The following is a 16,591-nucleotide window of genomic DNA, read 5'->3' as shown; positions in this document are numbered from 1 at the left end:
ATGGACTTCCTGCGCCCGCGCACCTGGGCCGAGGCCCTGGACCTGAAGGCCGGACGGCCCGAGGCCACCCCGATCCAGGGCGGCACCGACGTCATGGTGGAGATCAACCTCGACAAGGGGCGCCCCGCCGCCCTGCTCGACCTCACCCCGATCCCCGGACTGCGGGAGTGGTCGCGGGAGGGGGACGTCGTCCGCCTCGGCGCCGGGGTGACCTACGCGCGGCTGATCGGGGAACTGGGAACCCGCCTGCCCGGCCTGGCCCAGGCGTCCCGCACGGTCGGGTCACCGCAGATCCGCAACCGGGGCACGGTCGCGGGCAACCTCGGCGCGGCCTCGCCCGCGGGTGACAGCCACCCGCCGCTGCTGGCCTGCGGCGCGGTCGTGGAGGCCGAGTCGGTGCGCGGCGCCCGGCTGATCCCGATCGGGGAGTTCTACACCGGGGTCAAGCGCAACGCGCTGGCGCCCGACGAACTGATCCGCGCCGTACGCGTCCCGGTGGCGCGCGGGCCGCAGTACTTTTCCAAGATCGGCACCAGGAACGCCATGGTGATCGCGGTGTGCTCGTTCTCGATCGCCCTGCACGCGGCGGAGCGGCGGGTGGGGACCGGCGTCGGCTCGGCCGCCCCGACGCCCCGCCGGGCCGTCGCCGCCGAGGAGTTCGCGGCCGCGCGGCTCGACTGGCAGGGGCGCTCGCCGCTCGATCCCGAGGTGGCGCGCCGCTTCGGGGAACTCGTCGCCGGCGCCGCCGCCCCGATCGACGACGTACGCGGCCGCGCCGCCTACCGCACGCACGCGCTGGCCGTGCTGGCCCGCCGCGCGCTCGGCTGGGCCTGGGCCGACTTCAGGGCCGATTCCGGGGCCGATTCCGGGGCCGATTCCGGGGCGGACGGCGACAGGGGGAGCGCATGAGGGTGAACCTCACCGTGAACGGCCGCGCGACCGCGGCCGACGACGTGTGGGAGGGCGAGAGCCTGCTCTACGTCCTGCGTGAGCGGCTCGGCCTGCCGGGCGCCAAGAACGCCTGCGAACAGGGGGAGTGCGGCTCCTGCACGGTCTATCTCGACGGCACGCCGGTCTGCGCGTGCCTGGTCGCCGCCGGCCAGGCGGAGGGCCGCGAGGTCGTCACGGTCGAGGGACTGTCCCACGGCGGCGCCCCGTCCTCCGGCGCCGGATCCGCGTACGGCGACGGCCCGGCCCCAGCCGGTGTGTCCGGTGGCTCCCGGACCGCCGACAACTCCGGGGAGGGGCTGCACGAGGTCCAGCAGGCGTTCCTCGACGCCGGGGCGGTGCAGTGCGGCTTCTGCACGCCCGGCCTCGTCGTCCAGGCGCACGCGCTGCTGGCCGAGGTGGACGGCATGCCGGCGGACGCCGACATCCGGGAGGCGCTGGCCGGCAACCTGTGCCGCTGCACCGGTTACGAGAAGATCCTCGACGCGGTCCGGCTCGCCGCCGCCCGCCTCCGGCCACCGCCGTGAGCGCGGCGCCGGCCGCACCCGGCCCGGCCGCCACCCGCCTCCGTCCCGCCTGACCAGGGAGTCTTCGTTGCGTGATCTCGCACCACGGCGAGTGGTCATCGAGAACGCCTACATCGTGCCCGTCACGGCGGAGGAGATCCCCTCCGGCCACCTCGTGATCGAGGGCGATCGGATCGCCGCGGTCGGCCCGGGACCCGCGCCCTACGCGCCAGGGGAGGCCGAGCGCGTCGACGGCTCCGGCTGCCTGGCCACCCCCGGCCTGGTCAACACCCACCATCACCTCTACCAGTGGGCGGCCCAGGGCGTGACGCCCGACGGCACCCTGTTCGAATGGCTGGTCGCGAGCTATCGGCTGTGGGCGCGGATGGACGCCGAGGTCGTGTCGGGCGCCGCGACGGCCGGGCTGGCCTGGCTCGCCCTGTCGGGCTGCACGACCTCGACCGACCATCACTACATCTTCCCCAAGGGCCGGGGCGACCTGTTCGAGGCGGAGATCGAGGCCGCCCGCGCGGTCGGGCTGCGCTTCCATCCCTGCCGGGGATCCATGGACCGGGGGACCTCGCATGGCGGGCTGCCGCCGGACGAGGTCGTGGAGGACATCGACGAGATCCTCGGGGCGACCGAGGAGGCGGTCCGGAAATATCATGATCCGTCCTTCGGGTCGATGCTGCGCGTCGCCGTCGCCCCCTGCTCGCCGTTCTCGGTCAGCGGCGAGCTCATGACCCGCTCGGCCGAGCTCGCCCGCTCCCTCGGCGTACGGCTGCACACGCACGGCGCGGAGACGGCGGACGAGGACGAGCACTGCGTGGAGCAGTTCGGCGTGCTCCCCGTCGAATACCTCGACCGGCTCGGCTGGCTCGGCCCCGACGTGTGGCTGGCCCACTGCGTGCACCTCACCGACAAGGACGTGCGGCGCTTCGCCGAGACCGGCACCGGGGTCGCCCACTGCCCCTCCTCCAACGGCCGTCTCGGCGCCGGCATCGCCCGGATCAGCGACCTGCTCGCGGCGGGCGCCCCGGTCGGGCTCGGCGTCGACGGCTCCGCCTCCAGCGAGATGACCCCGCTGGCCGGGGAGATCCGCATGGCCATGCTCATGCAGCGGGCGAGGTACGGCCCGCGCGCGCTCACCGCCCGCCAGGCCCTGGAGACCGCCACCCTGGGCGGCGCCCGCTGCCTCGGCCGGGAGGCCGAGATCGGCTCGCTGGAGCCCGGCAAGCTCGCCGACGTCGCGCTGTGGCGGCTCGGCGGCTTCCACGCCGCGATCGACGACCCCGTCGTCGCGTTCGCCTACGGCGCCACGCCGCCGCTCGCCCGGCTGCTGGTCGGCGGCCGGACCGTGGTGGACGGCGGCGAGCTGCGCACCGTGCCGGGCGAGGCCGCCGCGCGTGCGGGGGCCGACGCGCACCGCCGCTTGCGCACCGGGGATCATGTCTGAGAAGTTCGCAGACGACTATCGGAAGGCCAGGCATGACAGGGCACACGGCTACGGGGCACACGGCATGACAGGGCACGTCGTCATCGCGCCGGACAAGTTCCGGGGGTCGCTCACCGCACCGGAGGTGGCCGCGCACGTGGCCGCCGGGCTGGGCGGCGTCCCGGTCGTGTCGCTGCCGGTCGCCGACGGAGGGGACGGCACGGTCGACGCGGTCGTGGCGAGCGGGTTCACCCGGGTCGAGACGGAGGTGACCGGGCCGGACGGCACGCCGGTCCGGGCGGCCTACGCCGTGCGGGACGAGCCGGGCGGCCGGGTCGCGGTGATCGAGCTGGCCGAGGCCTCCGGCCTGCGACGGCTCCCGCGAGGCGTCACGGCGCCCCTCACCGCCACCAGCCGCGGCACCGGTGAGCTGATCGCCCACGCCGTACGGCACGGTGCGGCCCGGGTCGTGCTTGGGCTCGGCGGCAGCGCCTGCACCGACGGCGGCGCGGGCATGGCCCAGGCCCTCGGCGTACGGCTGCTCGACGCCGGGGGGAACGAGCTTCCGCCGGGCGGGGCGGCGCTGCGCGACCTGCACGCGATCGACGCCTCCGGTCGGCTGCGCGGGTTCGAGGTCGTGGTCGCGAGCGACGTGGACAACCCGCTGCTCGGCCCGTACGGCGCGGCGGCGGTGTACGGCCCGCAGAAGGGCGCGAGCCCCGGCGACGTCGCCGTGCTGGAGGCCGGGCTGGCCCGGCTGGCGGCCGTCGCCGCGCACACCCACGGCCTGGCCGGCGCCGCCGAGCACGACGGCGTCGTACGCGCGATGGGCGTGGCCGGGCGGGAGGGGGCGGGCGCGGCCGGCGGGGTGGGCTTCGGCGCGCTGGTCTTCCTCGGCGCCGAGATCCGGCCGGGTATCGGCTACCTGCTCGACCTGGTGGACTTCGACCGGCACGTGGCGGGCGCCCGGCTGGTGATCACGGGCGAGGGCGCGATCGACGAGCAGACCCTGCGCGGCAAGGCCCCCGTGGGCGTCGCCGCGGCGGCGGCCGGTCACGGCGTGCCGGTCGTGGCCGTCTGCGGCCGCCGCGCGGTGGGCGACGACGAGCTGAAGAAGGCGGGAATCGAGGCGGCGTACGCGCTGACCGACATCGAGCCCGACGTGGGCAGGTGCGTGGCCGAGGCCGGGCCGCTGCTCGAACGGCTGGCCCGGCGGATCGCGGCCGAGCACCTCACCAGGCGGTAGGCACGGCGCGGGACCACGACGGGAGGCGCCGGGATCGCGAGAGGAGCGGTGAGTTCTTTGCACGATCACTCGGGGGATGAGGGGGCCTCACCCGGCGGCCGGCAGGGCGACCTGGTGGTGCGGTCGCGGCGGGTCGTGACCCCGGAGGGGGAGCGGGCGCTCGCCGTCGCCGTGCGCGGGGGCCTGATCGAGGCCCTGTGCCCCTACGACGACCCGCCCGGCGCCGCCGAGCTGGTCGACCTCGGCGACCTGCCGCTGCTGCCCGGGCTGGTCGACTCCCACGTGCACGTCAACGAGCCCGGCCGCACCCACTGGGAGGGCTTCGCGACCGCCACCGCGGCGGCGGCGGCCGGGGGCGTCACCACCATCGTGGACATGCCGCTGAACTCGCTGCCGCCGACCCTGGACGTCGCCTCGCTGGAGGTCAAGCGGAAGGCCGCCGAGGGGCGGTGCCACGTGGACGTCGGCTTCTGGGGCGGCGCGGTCCCGGGGAACCTCCCCGACCTGCGCCCCCTGCACGAGGCCGGCGTCATGGGCGTCAAGTGCTTCCTGTCCCCGTCCGGGGTCGAGGAGTTCCCCGAGCTCGACCACGACGGGCTGCGGGCCGCGCTCGCGGAGGTGGCGGGCTTCGGCGGCCTGCTGATCGCGCACGCCGAGGACCCGGCGCTGCTGTCCGAGCCGGGCGGCCCGGCGTACGACGACTTCCTCAGGTCGCGCCCGCAGGAGGCCGAGCGGCGGGCGGTGGAGCGGGTGATCGCGCTGGCCGCCGAGACGGGCGCCAGGGCGCACATCGTGCACGTGTCGGCCGCCGCCTGCCTCCGGCCGCTGCGCGAGGCGCGGGCGGCCGGGGTGCGCGTCAGCGCCGAGACCTGCCCGCACTACCTGACCCTGGCGGCCGAGCAGGTCACCGGCCCGGCGTACAAGTGCTGCCCGCCGATCCGGGAGGCGGCCAACCGCGACGCGTTGTGGGAGGCGCTCGCCGAGGGGGTGCTCATGGGGATCGTCTCCGACCACTCCCCGTCGACGCCCGACCTCAAGGTGCCCGACTTCGCCAAGGCCTGGGGCGGGATCTCCTCGCTCCAGGTCGGCCTGCCCGCCGTGTGGACCGCCGCCCGCGCCAGAGGGTACGGCCTTACCGACGTCGTCCGCTGGATGGCCGAGGGCCCCGCCCGCCTCGCGGGCCTGCCGTACAAGGGGGCGATCAGGCCGGGCAACGACGCGGACCTGGTGGCCTTCGACCCCGACGCCGAGTTCACGGTCGACGTGGCGGCGCTGCACCACCGCAACCCCGTCTCGCCCTATGACGGGCGGCGGCTGTCCGGCGTCGTCCGCACCACCTGGCTGCGCGGCAGGCCCGCCGACCTCGCCACCCCGGCCGGACGTCTGCTGACCAGAGGAGCGCGGTGAACGCCTTCACCCGCCTGCCCGACCTCGCCCTCCGCACGTACGGCGGGTCGGTCGTGGCGGCCAACGACGAGTCGTTCGCCGAGCGGGAGGCCCTCATCAGGCCCGGACCGGCCGAGTTCCGGCCGCACACCTTCGGCGCCAAGGGTCAGGTCTACGACGGCTGGGAAACGCGCCGGCGGCGCGAGGCGGGCCACGACTGGGCGATCGTCCGCCTCGGCATGCCGGGGGTCGTCCGGGGCGTCGTCGTCGACACGGCGTGGTTCCGCGGCAACTACCCGCCGTACGCCTCGGTGGAGGCGTGCGCGGCCGAGGGTCATCCGGCGCCGGAGGAGCTGGACGGCTGGGTGGAGATCGTGCCGAAGAGCCCGCTCAGGGGCGACGCGACCCACGAGTTCGCGGTCACCGATCCCCGGCGGTTCACGCACGTCCGGCTGAACATCTTCCCCGACGGCGGGGTCGCGCGGCTGCGGGTGCACGGCCGGGTAGTGCCCGATCCCGCGTTCCTGCACGGGCTGACCGTCGATCTCGCGGCGCTGGAGAACGGCGGGTTCGTCACGGCGTGCTCCGACGAGTTCTACTCCTCGCCGAACAACGTCCTCGCGCCCGGCCTCGCCCGCAACCAGGCCGAGGGCTGGGAGACCGCCCGGCGGCGCGACGGCGGCAACGACTGGCTCGTCGTCGCCCTGGCCGGGCCCGGCCGGATCGCCGTGGCCGAGATCGACACCGCCAACCTGAAGTTCAACGCCCCCGGCTGGGCCTCCCTGACGGGCATCGACACCGGCCGGGCGCCCCAGCCGGACGACGGCCAGGCGCCCCCGCCGGACGACGACGCCTGGTTCCCGCTGCTGCCGAAGACCCGGCTCCAGCCGGACACCCGCCACCGCTTCCGCCTCGACGACGACCGCCGCGTCACCCACGTCCGCCTCGACATCTTCCCCGACGGCGGCCTCGCCCGCCTCCGCCTCCCCGGCACCCTCATCGCCTGAGCACCCGAACCGATGGAATCGCTGCGTATCGAGCATGTCGCGAAGTAGGGTGGCAAGGCGATTTCGGAGGGTAGCGAAACGAGTACGGCTCGTTCTGCTACACTGGGACCATTACTCCCCGCCGTCCTCCGGGACTGGCGGGGCTTTTTCATGTGGGAGACGACCTCGTGGCGGAACGTGTCGCGGTTTTCCTGGACTTCCAGAACGTCCATCTGAGCGGGCACGGTCTCTTCGAGAGTTACGGTCTCCCGCTGTACAGATGCGTGCCCGATCCCGCCGGGGTCGCCGATCTGATCGGTCAGCGGAGGTCGCGCGCGAGTGAGGTGACGGCGGTGCGGGTCTACCGAGGTCGTCCCGACCCCAACTTTCAGCCGTTACCGGCAGCGGCCAACGATGCGCAGACGGCCCGGTGGACACACGACCGCCGCGTCCAGGTGATCCGACGACAACTCAACTACCGCGGTTGGACGGATGGAATGCCTCCGCAGGAGAAGGGCATCGACGTCGCCTTGGCCGTCGATCTCATCCATCTCGCGCTGCGAGGGCAGTACGACGCTCTGGTGCTGTTCTCGAGTGATACCGACCTTCTCCCAGCAGTGGAGACGATCAAGGGGTTGCGACTCGGGCACATCGAGGTGGCCTGCTGGTCGGGGTTCAAGCCTCTCCGGATCAAAGGCACCAATCTTCCCTACTGCCACTTCCTGAACAAGGACGACTGGGCGGCGGTCATCGAGGACTGGACCGACCGCATCTGAGCAGAGGAGACGTCCAAGGCGGTACCGCTTTCGCGCCTCATGCCTTGGGCTCACCGGCAGTTCTCTGAACGAGAACCGCCTGTGACGATTTTTCCCAGGGGCATGGCATCCGTGCGGACATGGTCGACGAATGCGGCGGGGCGGGTCAGTGCCAGATCGTGATGGTGCTGCCCTGGGGTTGCTGGCCGAGGGGGTTCTCGCCGACGACGCGCTGGGTGCCGACGAGTTCGCGCACCCTGACCTTGAACCCGGCCGCCTTCAGCTCGGACACCGCGTCCCGCACCGCCTTGAAGCGCACGTCGGGCACGTTCACGAAGTCGGGCGCCGCCTGCGAGGGGTCGGTCTCCCACGGCCAGTGGAAGCCCTGGTCCGGGCCGCGTGACACGGTCAGGTGGACGGTCGCCCCGGCCACCACCTCCGCGCCGCCGGAGGGGTCCTGCGCGATCACGGTGCCCGGCGGGGCGTCGTCGGCCGTCTCGTCGATCTGGACGTTGAAGCCCTTGTCCCGCAGGAACTTCTCCGCCTGGTCGCGCATCATCTGTGTGACGTCCGGCATCAGCAGCCCGGCGCTGACCACGAAGTTGACCGAGCCGCCCTTCCTGACGCGCTTGCCCACCAGCGGGTTGGTACGGATGACCTGGTCGCGCGGGATGGTCTCGCTCGCGCTCCGGCTGACCCGCCCGGGCGTCAGCCCGGCCTCGGCGATCTTGGCCCGGGCGTCCGCGAGGCTGAGGCCCTCGACCTTCGGCACCGGGATGGTCTCCGGCCCGGCCGACGGGACCAGCTTGAGCACCGCTCCCTTGACCACCTCGGCGCCCGGCCCGGGCTCGGTGTTCAGGACGACGTCCTTGGGGATCTTGTCGTCGAACACCGGCTTGAGGACCTGGACCTCGAAACCGTGGTTCTGCGCCTCCTGCCGCGCGACCGTGAGGGGCTTGTTCACCAGGTCGGGCACCTTCGTGTAGCGCCCCTCGGAGAACCACCAGCCCGTGAAGGCGACGCCCGCGAGCATGACGAGGGCCAGCGCGGCGAGGAACCAGACCGGCCTGACCCTGCGGGTGCCGCGGCGCCCTCCCGCCTCCGCCGGGCCGGTCATGACGCCGGTCAGCAGGTCCGTGCGCGGCTGGATCATCGTGTGGCCGAGCTGCGCGTGCCCGGCCGTGCCGGACGCGGGGGTCGCGCCGGCCGGGGCGGCGGGCGCGCGGTGCGCCCCCGTGCCGGCCATGCTGTGCGCACCCGTCGTGGAGCCCGTCGCGGAGTCGCCCGCGACGCCGGGGCGGGCGTGCCCGCCGGTGTGCCCGGTCTTCGGCAGCGTGCGGTGGATCTCGACCGCGGCGACCAGCATGGCGGTCGCGTCGGCCGGGCGCCGGGCGGGATCCTTGTCGGTGGCCGCGGTGACGAGCGCGTCGATCTGCGGCGGGATGCCGGGCACGACCGAGGACGGCGCGGGCACGGTCTCGTGCACGTGCCGGTAGGCGATCGACATCGGCGTCTCACCGGCGTACGGCTGGCGCCCGGTGAGCAGTTCGAACAGCATGATCCCGGCGGCGTACACGTCGCTGCGCGCGTCGGCGAGGCCGGTCGTGACCTGCTCCGGCGACATGTAGCCGATCGTGCCGATCATCATGCCGGTCTTGGTCTGGTTGGTGGCCTCGATCGCCCGGGCCAGGCCGAAGTCCACGACCTTCACCCGGCCGTCGTCGGCGAGCAGCACGTTCTCGGGCTTGACGTCCCGGTGGATCAGCCCCGCCTGGTGGGCCGCGCCGAGGGCGGCGAGCACCGGGATGACCATCTCCAGGGCCTCGCGCGCCGGGAGGCGGCCACGCCGGCGCAGGATGTCGCGCAGCGTCCTGCCGGGGACGTACTCCATCGACAGGTAGACGTTCGCCCCGTCGGTGCCCTGGTCGAAGACCTGCACGATGTTCGGGTGCGAGAGGCTCGCCACCGACTTGGCCTCGCCGATGAACCGCTGGACGAACTGCGGGTCCTCGGCCAGTGAACGGTGCATCACCTTGACGGCGACCGTGCGGTCGAGCCGGACGTCCAGAGCCAGGTAGACGGAGGCCATGCCGCCCCGGGCGATCCGGGACTCGACGCGGTAGCGCCCGTCGAGCAGCTGCCCCACGAGCGGATCGGTTAGCGTCGTGTCCACCCGCCCGAGTTTACGGGTGATTTGCCGCCGGGCGTGTTCCCGAACCCCAAACCGAGACCTGACGCGGCCCTTTCCGCGCCACCCGGAAAGCCGTTCTCCATCCTAAAACCCGCCTTACCCGGCGTCCGAACCGGAGGGACGCCGGGCCGGTGCGGTCAGGCGGGGCGAGAGGGGGAGGACGCCTCGGCGTAACGGCGGCGGGGGATGCGCCCGGCCAGGCGGGCGAGCCGTCCGGCCGTGACCGCCTGCCGCATGGCGGCGGCCATGAGGCCGGGCCGGTGCGCCCGCGTCACGGCGCTGGCGAGCAGCACGGCGTCGCAGCCCAGCTCCATAGCGAGCGCCGCGTCGCTGGCCGTGCCGATCCCCGCGTCGAGGATCACCGGCACCGTCGCCGCCTCGGCGATCAGCTCGATGCTGTGCGGGTTGCGGATGCCGAGGCCCGAGCCGATCGGGGCGCCGAGCGGCATCACCGCCGCGCACCCGGCGTCCTCCAGCCGCCGAGCCAGCGCGGGGTCGTCGCCGATGTACGGCAGCACGACGAAGCCGTCGGCGACCAGCCGTTCCGCCGCGTCGAAGGTCTCGATCGGATCGGGCAGCAGGGTCCGCTCGTCGGCGATGACCTCCAGCTTGACCCAGTTCGTCTCCAGCGCCTCGCGGGCCAGCCGGGCGGTCAGCACGGCCTCGCCGGCCGTGAAGCAGCCGGCCGTGTTCGGCAGCACCTTGATGTTCCTCGCCCGCAGCAGGTCGAGCACCGAGCCGCGGGCGGCCGGGTCCAGCCTGCGCATCGCGACGGTCGTCAGCTCGGTGCCGGACGCCTCCAGCGCCTGGTCGAGCACCTCAAGCGACGGCGCGCCGCCGGTCCCCATGATCAGGCGCGAGGCGAACTTCTCCCCGCCGAGCACGAAGACGTCGCCGGACGCGTCCTGTTCCGTCATGCCTGTCATCCTCCCTGCACCGCCGTGAGCACCTCGACGCCGTCGCCGTCCTCCACCCGGGTGGATTCCCAGGCGCTGCGGCTCACCACCTCGCCGTTGACCGCCACCGCGACGCCGGACGTGAGCGCCGTGAGGATCCGTACGGCGTCGCCCACCGTCGCCCCCTCCGGCAGCTCGGCCGGGTCTCCGTTGATCGTGACCTTCATTCGCGGAATCTCCCTGGGTCGCAGGACAGGGCGGCCTCCGGCACCGCGCCGCCGGTGAGGAGGGCGGCGACGGCCTCGGCGGTGATCGGGGCCAGCAGCACGCCGTTCCGGCCGTGCCCGGTCGCCGCGAGGACGCCGGGGTGGCCGGCGGGGCCGATGAGCGGAAGGTTGTCCGGGGTCCCCGGGCGGAACCCGACGGCCGTCTCGGCCAGTTCGAGCTCGGTGAGGCCGGGCACCAGTTCGCGGGCGTCGCGCAGCAGCTCGTACACCCCGCCGGCGGTGACCCGCGCGTCGTATCCCAGCTCCTCGGAGGTGGCGCCCAGTGTGATCTCCCCGTCGCCCCGGGGGACGAGGTAGGCGGGAGAACCGTGCACCAGCCCCCGTACGCACCGGGTGAGGAACCCCCGGGGGCCCCGGAGCCGGAGGATCTGCCCCTTGACCGGCCGCACGGGCAGGCCGGGGAGCAGGGAGGCCGACCACGAGCCGGCGGCCACCACGACCCGGCCGGCCGGGACGGTCCCGCCGGACTCCAGCCGCACCGACGGGGAGCCCCGGCCGGGAAGGACGATCCCGGCGGCGCGCTCGGCCACCAGCGTGCCGCCCGCCTTCTCGAACGCGGTCAGCAGCGCGCGCACGACCCTGCGGGGGTTGACCCAGGCGTCGTCGCGGGCCAGCAGCCCGCCGCGCACCGAGGGGGACAGCATCGGCTCGAAGGAGCGGCACTCGCGTCCGGTCAGGCGTTCCACCCGCAGGCCGAGCGTGCGCTCGAAGGCCGCGAGGTCGTCGAGGAAGGCCATGTCGTCCGCGCCGCGGGCGACCTCCAGCGTGCCCTCGGTGCGGTAGTCGAGCTCGGCGCCGGACTCGTCCTCCAGCTCCGCCCGGAACGCCGGCCAGGCGGCCAGCGACGCCAGCCCGAGCCGCAGCAGCGGCTCCTCCGTGTAGGTCACCTCGCTGACCGGCGCGAGCATCCCGGCGGCGGCGTGGGTGGCGCCGCCTCCCGGCACGGGGTCCACCACCGCCACCGACAGTCCGCGCCGCGCCGTGCGCCAGGCGACGGCGAGGCCCGCCACGCCGCCTCCCACGATCACGACGTCGTGGCCGGGCTCGATTCCGGAGGGCCGTGTGGAGGACACCGCGCTCCCTTCGCCGGCATTACCCGGATCAGGTGGTGGGCGGTCGAGAGCCGTACGCTCTCCTCTCAGCCCGGTCCGCCGGGCTCCCGCGCGTCTTACGCCCAACAGCGTAGTACGTGGCCGATACCGGCGGATCGCCCGGTTCGGCGCTCACCCGGGCGGGCGTGACGTGGCTCACAACCGGGGCTGCCGGAGATGTGCGCGCTCCTTGCCCAACTCGTTATGGGGAGCCGGTTGGCCAGTTCCCCCGTTGACAATCTATGGTCAAGGCGTGGATCACGTCGTGGTGGTGGGTGCCGGCCTGGCCGGCGTGCGAAGCATCGAGGCGCTGAGGTCCCGGGGGTTCACCGGGCGCATCACGCTCATCGGCGAGGAACACCATCGCCCCTATGACCGCCCGCCGCTGTCGAAGGCGGTGCTGCTCGGCGACGCCGACTCCACCGTGGTCGACTCCGACCTCGACGCCATGGACGTGCGGCTGTGCCTCGGCACGGCCGCCAAGGGCCTGCGGAACGGCGTGCTGGAGACGACCGAGGGCGAGCTGGAGTACGACGGCCTGGTCATCGCCACCGGCGCGGCCCCGATCCGGCTGCGGGGAGAGGGCCACCAGCACGTGCTGCGCACGATCGACGACGCGCTCGCGCTGCGCGAGCTGCTGGTGCCCGGCGCCCGCGTGGCCGTCATCGGCGCCGGCTGGATCGGCGCCGAGGTCGCGACCGCGGCGGCCCGGGCGGGGTGCGCGGTGACGGTGGTGGAGGCGGGGGAGAGCCCGCTCGCCGCCGCGGTCGGTCCCGCGGTCGGCTGCCACACGATCGGCTGGTACGCCCGGGCCGGTGTCGAGCTGCGCCTCGGCGCGATGGTCGGCACGGTGGACGCCGACGGGCTCACGCTCATGTCCGGCGCGCGGGTGCCCGCCGACGTGGTGGTCACCGGCGTCGGGGTGCGCCCCTCCGTCGAATGGCTCAAGGGCTCGGCCGTACGGCTCGACGACGGTGTGGTCGTCGACGAGCACCTGCGCACGTCGCTGCCGAACGTGGTCGCGGTGGGCGACTGCGCCAACTGGTGGTCGCGCAGGTTCGGCACGCGGCTGCGGGTCGAGCACTGGGACACCGCGCTCCAGGCCCCCGACACGGCCGCCGCCACGCTGCTGGGCGAGGAGGCGGTCTACGACCCCGTGCCGTACTTCTGGTCGGAGCAGTTCGACCACATGCTGCAGTTCGCCGGCCACCCGACCCCGGACGACCGGGTGCTGCTGCGCGGCGACCCGCGCGCGGACGGGAAGTGGGCGGTGTGCTGGCTGACCCCCGAGGACCGGCTCGCCGCGGTGTTCACCGTGGACCTGCCGCGCGACGTGGTGCAGGGCCGCCGCCTGGTGGAGGGCGGCCGGAGGCTCGACCCCCGGCGGGTGGCCGATCCGGCCGTGCCGCTCCGCGACTGCATTATGACGTAATCGAGGTGTTTCCCGGCGGCTCGCATGTGGTAATGGTGGTTCCGTGACGCTTACTGTTGCGCAGATCGACCGGGAGACCGACCAGCTCGTAGGGGAGTGGCTCCCCCTCTCGCAGGCGGCCGAGAAGCTGGGGCTCAGCATCGGCCGCACCAAGCAACTCCTGAAGGACAAGAAGCTCGTCGGCGCCCGGCGGAGCGGAGGCGGCCAGCCGCAGATCCCGTCGGTGTTCGTCGCCCACGGCGAGGTGCTCAAGGGCCTGCCCGGCACGCTGACCGTCCTGGCCGACGCCGGGTACGACGAGGTGGAGTCGATCCGCTGGCTGTTCACCCCGGACGACTCGTTGCCGGGTGCGCCGATCGACGCGATCGTCAAGGGCCGGCACACCGAGGTCAAGCGCAGGGCCCAGGCGCTGGGCTTCTGACCGTCCGCCGCATGGCATTGTTGGTCGGGTGAACGACACCCGGCGACGGCTCGCGCAGGCCAGGCTCTACCTCTGCACCGACGGCAGGAGGGACCGCGGCGACCTGGAGGACTTCCTCGACGCGGTCCTGGCCGGCGGCGTGGACATCGTCCAGTTGCGGGAGAAGGGCCTGGAGGCCCGCGAGGAGCTGGACCTGCTGGAGGTGTTCCGCGCGGCCTGCGACCGGCACGGCGCGCTGCTGGCGGTGAACGACCGGGCGGACGTCGCGTACGCCGCCCGGCCGGACATCCTGCACCTCGGCCAGGACGACCTCCCGGTCTCCGTGGCCCGGGAGATCCTGGGTCCCGGCGTGCTCGTCGGCAGGTCGACCCACTCGGCGGCCGAGGCGTCGGCCGCCGCGACGGAACCGGGCGTGGACTACTTCTGCTGCGGGCCGGTGTGGCCCACGCCGACCAAGCCGGGCCGCCCGGCGCCCGGCCCCGCGTTGCTGGAGCACGCGGCGGGCCTGGGCTCCGACCGGCCGTGGTTCGGCATCGGCGGCATCGGCCCGGAGAACCTCGACGAGGTGATGGCGCACGGCGTGCGCCGTGTGGTGGTCGTCAGGGCCGTCACCGAGGCCGAGGACCCCGGCGCCGCCGCCTCGGCTCTCAAGGCGCGCCTGTCGGCCGTCCCGCTGTGAGCCGGCCCGCCGCCTGAACGGCCACGGCGGCCCGGGCCCGGAGCCGGGCCCGGGCACGCGGCCGATCGTCGCGGTCCCGGCCACGGTCGCCTTGCCCGCGCCGATCTGGAATCGCCCGGCACGGCGACTCGGGTGCCGGCGATCCCGGGCAGGGGCGTCGTCAGGTGCGGCGGGAGGTGGCGGCGACGGCCAGGGCGGCCAGCGCGGCGCGGGCGTCCTCCTCGATCGGCGCCTGTTCGAGGGCGTGCAGCGCCTCGTCCAGATAACGCTTGATCATGTCTTCGCAGTCCGTCAGCGCACCGGTCTCCTCGATCACCGTGCGCAGCCGCGCGACCCCGTCGGCGTCGAGCCCGGGGTCGCCCAGCAGGGTCCGTACGACGTCCTGCTGGGCGGGGGTGGCCCCGGCGAGCGCCCGCGCGATGAGCACGGTCCGCTTGCCCTCGCGCAGGTCGTCCCCAGCGGGCTTGCCGGTCTCTGCCGGGTCGCCGAACACGCCGAGGATGTCGTCGCGGAGCTGGAAGGCGATGCCCACCCGCTGGCCGTACTGCACGCACAGGCGGTCGATCCAGGAGTGCCGGGCCTGGGCGGCGAGGACCAGCCCGAGCCGCAGCGGCTGCTCGACGGAATATTTACCGCTCTTGTAAAGGGCCACCCGCAGCGCGCTGTCGAAGGTGCTCTCGCCCTGCGCCTGCTCCAGCAGGTCGAGGTACTGCCCGCACATCAGCTCGGTGAGCATGTAGTCGTGCAGGGGCTGGGCGGCGGCGATCGCCCGGGGGTCCAGGCCGCTGCCGCGCCACATCTCGCCGGACCACACCAGCAGCAGGTTGCCCAGCAGCACGGCCGAGCCCTCGCCGAACTGCCGCGCCGACCCGTGCCAGCCCGCGTCCGCGTGCAGGCGTTCGAAGCGCCGGTGCGCCGAGGGCATGCCGCGGCGTACGTCGCTCGCGTCCATGACGTCGTCGTGGATCAGCGCGCTGGCCTGGAGCAGCTCCAGTGACGCGGCGGCGAAGTGCAGTCCCGGCTCGTCGCCGCCCCCGGCGGCGCGCCACCCCCAGTGGCAGAAGGCGGGACGCAGCCGCTTGCCCCCGGCGAGGAAGTCCTCCGCGGCGGACAGCAGGACGGCGAGTTGCGGATCCTCGAAGTGTGGGCGTTGCCGGTCGAGGAACTCCCGGAGAACGCGGTCCACCTCCGTACGGATGTGGTCGAGCGAGGCGGCGGAAGTGGTCATGCTCAGAGAGTAACCGGGCCAGATCCCGACATCACAGCGCAGATCCCCTCTAAATTGGTCAGCTCGCGCTGTTAGGGCAAAACGTCCGGATGACCAGTACATGCGGCCGGTCCACATGGCAAGACCGCGAGGCCGGGGACCGGCCCGCGCTGTAATCTTTCCCGTATGGCTCTCGGTCTGCCCTCGCGGCTTCCCGATCGCGTCCCGACGGTCCGTGAACTGCTGGCCGCGGGCGAGCGCTCGTTCTCGTTCGAGTTCTTCCCGCCGAAGACCGACGAGGGGGAGCGCCAGCTGTGGCGCGCGATCCGCGAACTGGAGGCGCTGCGGCCGACGTTCGTCTCCGTCACCTACGGCGCCGGCGGCTCGACCCGCGACCGCACCGTGGACATCGTCGAGCGGCTGGCCCACGAGACGACGCTGACGCCCGTCGCCCACTTCACCGCCGTCGACCACTCGATCCGTGAGCTGCGCCACCTCGTCGGCCGGTTCGCCGACGCCGGGGTGCGCAACATCCTCGCCGTACGCGGCGACCCGCGCGGCGGCGACCCGATGGACGAATGGGTCAGGCACCCCGAGGGCGTCCTGTACGCCGAGGACCTGGTGCGGCTGATCCGCCAGGCGGGCGACTTCTGCGTGGGCGTGGCGGCCTTCCCGTACAAGCACCCGAGGTCGGCCACGGTCGAGTCGGACACGAGATACTTCGTGCAGAAGTGCCGGGCCGGCGCCGACTACGCGATCACCCAGATGTTCTTCCGCGCGGAGGACTACCTGCGGCTGCGCGACCGCGTGGCGGCCCAGGGGTGCGACACGCCGATCATCCCGGGCGTCATGCCCGTGACGCAGATGAGCACGATCGCCCGGTCCGAGCAGCTGTCCGGCGCGCCGTTCCCGCCGGAGGTGGCCGAGCGGTTCGCGGCCGTCGCCGACGATCCGGTGGCGGTCCGCCGCCTGGGCATCGAGCACGCCGCCGAGATGTGCCGGACGCTCCTCGACGAGGGCGCCCCCGGCATCCACTTCATCACCTTCAACCGGTCGAGCGCGACCCGCGAGGTGTTCCAGGCGCTGCACGGCGTGCCCGCCGTCGCCGGCTGACCCGCCCGCCCG

Annotated in this window: 16 protein-coding genes and 1 riboswitch; of the genes, 11 read left to right on the top strand and 5 right to left on the bottom strand. The window is 73.8% G+C overall.

Going from position 1 to position 16,591, the window contains the following annotated elements:
- The 7 genes from FED44_RS30340 (at nucleotide 1) to FED44_RS30310 (ending at nucleotide 7,283) form a co-directional block, all read left to right on the top strand.
- Entirely contained in the window at nucleotides 1-909 is a 909-nt protein-coding gene (locus FED44_RS30340; protein ID WP_138462833.1) for an FAD binding domain-containing protein, read from the top strand.
- Entirely contained in the window at nucleotides 906-1,475 is a 570-nt protein-coding gene (locus tag FED44_RS30335) for a (2Fe-2S)-binding protein (RefSeq protein ID WP_138462832.1), read from the top strand. The genes FED44_RS30340 and FED44_RS30335 overlap by 4 nt, the downstream gene beginning before the upstream one ends.
- A 67-nt stretch (nucleotides 1,476-1,542) precedes the next feature.
- Nucleotides 1,543-2,910: an 8-oxoguanine deaminase gene (locus tag FED44_RS30330; protein ID WP_244302393.1), complete on the top strand. Its 1,368-nt coding sequence runs from the start codon at nucleotides 1,543-1,545 to the stop codon at nucleotides 2,908-2,910.
- Between the two features lie 64 nt (nucleotides 2,911-2,974).
- Nucleotides 2,975-4,135: a glycerate kinase gene (locus FED44_RS30325; protein WP_138462831.1), complete on the top strand. Its 1,161-nt coding sequence runs from the start codon at nucleotides 2,975-2,977 to the stop codon at nucleotides 4,133-4,135.
- Between the two features lie 48 nt (nucleotides 4,136-4,183).
- Nucleotides 4,184-5,542, top strand: a complete 1,359-nt coding sequence (allB, locus tag FED44_RS30320) for an allantoinase AllB (protein WP_244302392.1) — start codon at nucleotides 4,184-4,186, stop codon at nucleotides 5,540-5,542.
- On the top strand, nucleotides 5,539-6,528 hold the full coding sequence (gene alc / locus FED44_RS30315) for an allantoicase (RefSeq protein ID WP_138462830.1): 990 nt from the start codon (nucleotides 5,539-5,541) through the stop codon (nucleotides 6,526-6,528). Before allB ends, alc begins: the two co-directional genes overlap by 4 nt.
- Nucleotides 6,529-6,695: 167 nt before the next feature.
- Nucleotides 6,696-7,283 carry an NYN domain-containing protein gene (locus FED44_RS30310; protein ID WP_165900627.1) on the top strand — a complete coding sequence of 196 codons (588 nt, stop codon included), beginning with the start codon at nucleotides 6,696-6,698 and terminating at the stop codon, nucleotides 7,281-7,283.
- 145 nt (nucleotides 7,284-7,428) lie between these two features.
- Here FED44_RS30310 and pknB read toward each other — a convergent pair whose 3' ends face one another.
- From pknB to thiO, 4 genes are all read right to left on the bottom strand, one after another.
- Nucleotides 7,429-9,435: a Stk1 family PASTA domain-containing Ser/Thr kinase gene (gene pknB / locus FED44_RS30305; RefSeq protein WP_138462829.1), complete on the bottom strand. Its 2,007-nt coding sequence runs from the start codon at nucleotides 9,433-9,435 to the stop codon at nucleotides 7,429-7,431.
- A 155-nt stretch (nucleotides 9,436-9,590) separates the two neighbouring features.
- Nucleotides 9,591-10,379, bottom strand: a complete 789-nt coding sequence (locus tag FED44_RS30300) for a thiazole synthase (protein WP_138462828.1) — start codon at nucleotides 10,377-10,379, stop codon at nucleotides 9,591-9,593.
- Nucleotides 10,376-10,576 (bottom strand): sulfur carrier protein ThiS, encoded by a 201-nt coding sequence (thiS, locus tag FED44_RS30295; protein ID WP_138462827.1) that lies wholly within the window; start codon nucleotides 10,574-10,576, stop codon nucleotides 10,376-10,378. The genes FED44_RS30300 and thiS overlap by 4 nt, the downstream gene beginning before the upstream one ends.
- The gene (thiO, locus tag FED44_RS30290; protein ID WP_244302390.1) at nucleotides 10,573-11,709 is read right to left on the bottom strand and encodes a glycine oxidase ThiO; all 1,137 of its coding nucleotides are present in this window, start codon (nucleotides 11,707-11,709) and stop codon (nucleotides 10,573-10,575) included. Before thiO ends, thiS begins: the two co-directional genes overlap by 4 nt.
- Nucleotides 11,698-11,807, bottom strand: a riboswitch (TPP riboswitch). It overlaps the preceding gene by 12 nt.
- 173 nt (nucleotides 11,808-11,980) lie before the next feature.
- Here thiO and FED44_RS30285 point away from each other — a divergent pair.
- The 3 genes from FED44_RS30285 to thiE are packed head-to-tail and all read left to right on the top strand — an operon-like array spanning nucleotide 11,981 to nucleotide 14,259.
- Nucleotides 11,981-13,159 carry an NAD(P)/FAD-dependent oxidoreductase gene (locus tag FED44_RS30285; RefSeq protein WP_138462826.1) on the top strand — a complete coding sequence of 393 codons (1,179 nt, stop codon included), beginning with the start codon at nucleotides 11,981-11,983 and terminating at the stop codon, nucleotides 13,157-13,159.
- 43 nt (nucleotides 13,160-13,202) lie between these two features.
- Nucleotides 13,203-13,580 carry an Rv2175c family DNA-binding protein gene (locus FED44_RS30280; RefSeq protein WP_111700302.1) on the top strand — a complete coding sequence of 126 codons (378 nt, stop codon included), beginning with the start codon at nucleotides 13,203-13,205 and terminating at the stop codon, nucleotides 13,578-13,580.
- Between the two features lie 28 nt (nucleotides 13,581-13,608).
- A complete protein-coding gene (thiE, locus tag FED44_RS30275) occupies nucleotides 13,609-14,259 on the top strand; it encodes a thiamine phosphate synthase (RefSeq protein WP_244302388.1) in 651 nt (216 codons plus the stop codon).
- 160 nt (nucleotides 14,260-14,419) lie between these two features.
- Here thiE and FED44_RS30270 read toward each other — a convergent pair whose 3' ends face one another.
- Entirely contained in the window at nucleotides 14,420-15,487 is a 1,068-nt protein-coding gene (locus tag FED44_RS30270) for a polyprenyl synthetase family protein (RefSeq protein ID WP_111700303.1), read from the bottom strand.
- Nucleotides 15,488-15,652: 165 nt separating this feature from the next.
- Between FED44_RS30270 and metF the strand changes: the two genes are divergently transcribed.
- Nucleotides 15,653-16,579 carry a methylenetetrahydrofolate reductase [NAD(P)H] gene (gene metF / locus FED44_RS30265; protein ID WP_138462825.1) on the top strand — a complete coding sequence of 309 codons (927 nt, stop codon included), beginning with the start codon at nucleotides 15,653-15,655 and terminating at the stop codon, nucleotides 16,577-16,579.
- The last annotated feature ends 12 nt before the right edge of the window (nucleotides 16,580-16,591 follow it).

The sequence above is a fragment of the Microbispora triticiradicis genome (assembly GCF_005864065.1).
Taxonomy (GTDB): Bacteria; Actinomycetota; Actinomycetes; order Streptosporangiales; family Streptosporangiaceae; genus Microbispora; species Microbispora triticiradicis.
This window is presented reverse-complemented; position numbering and strand designations above follow the sequence as displayed.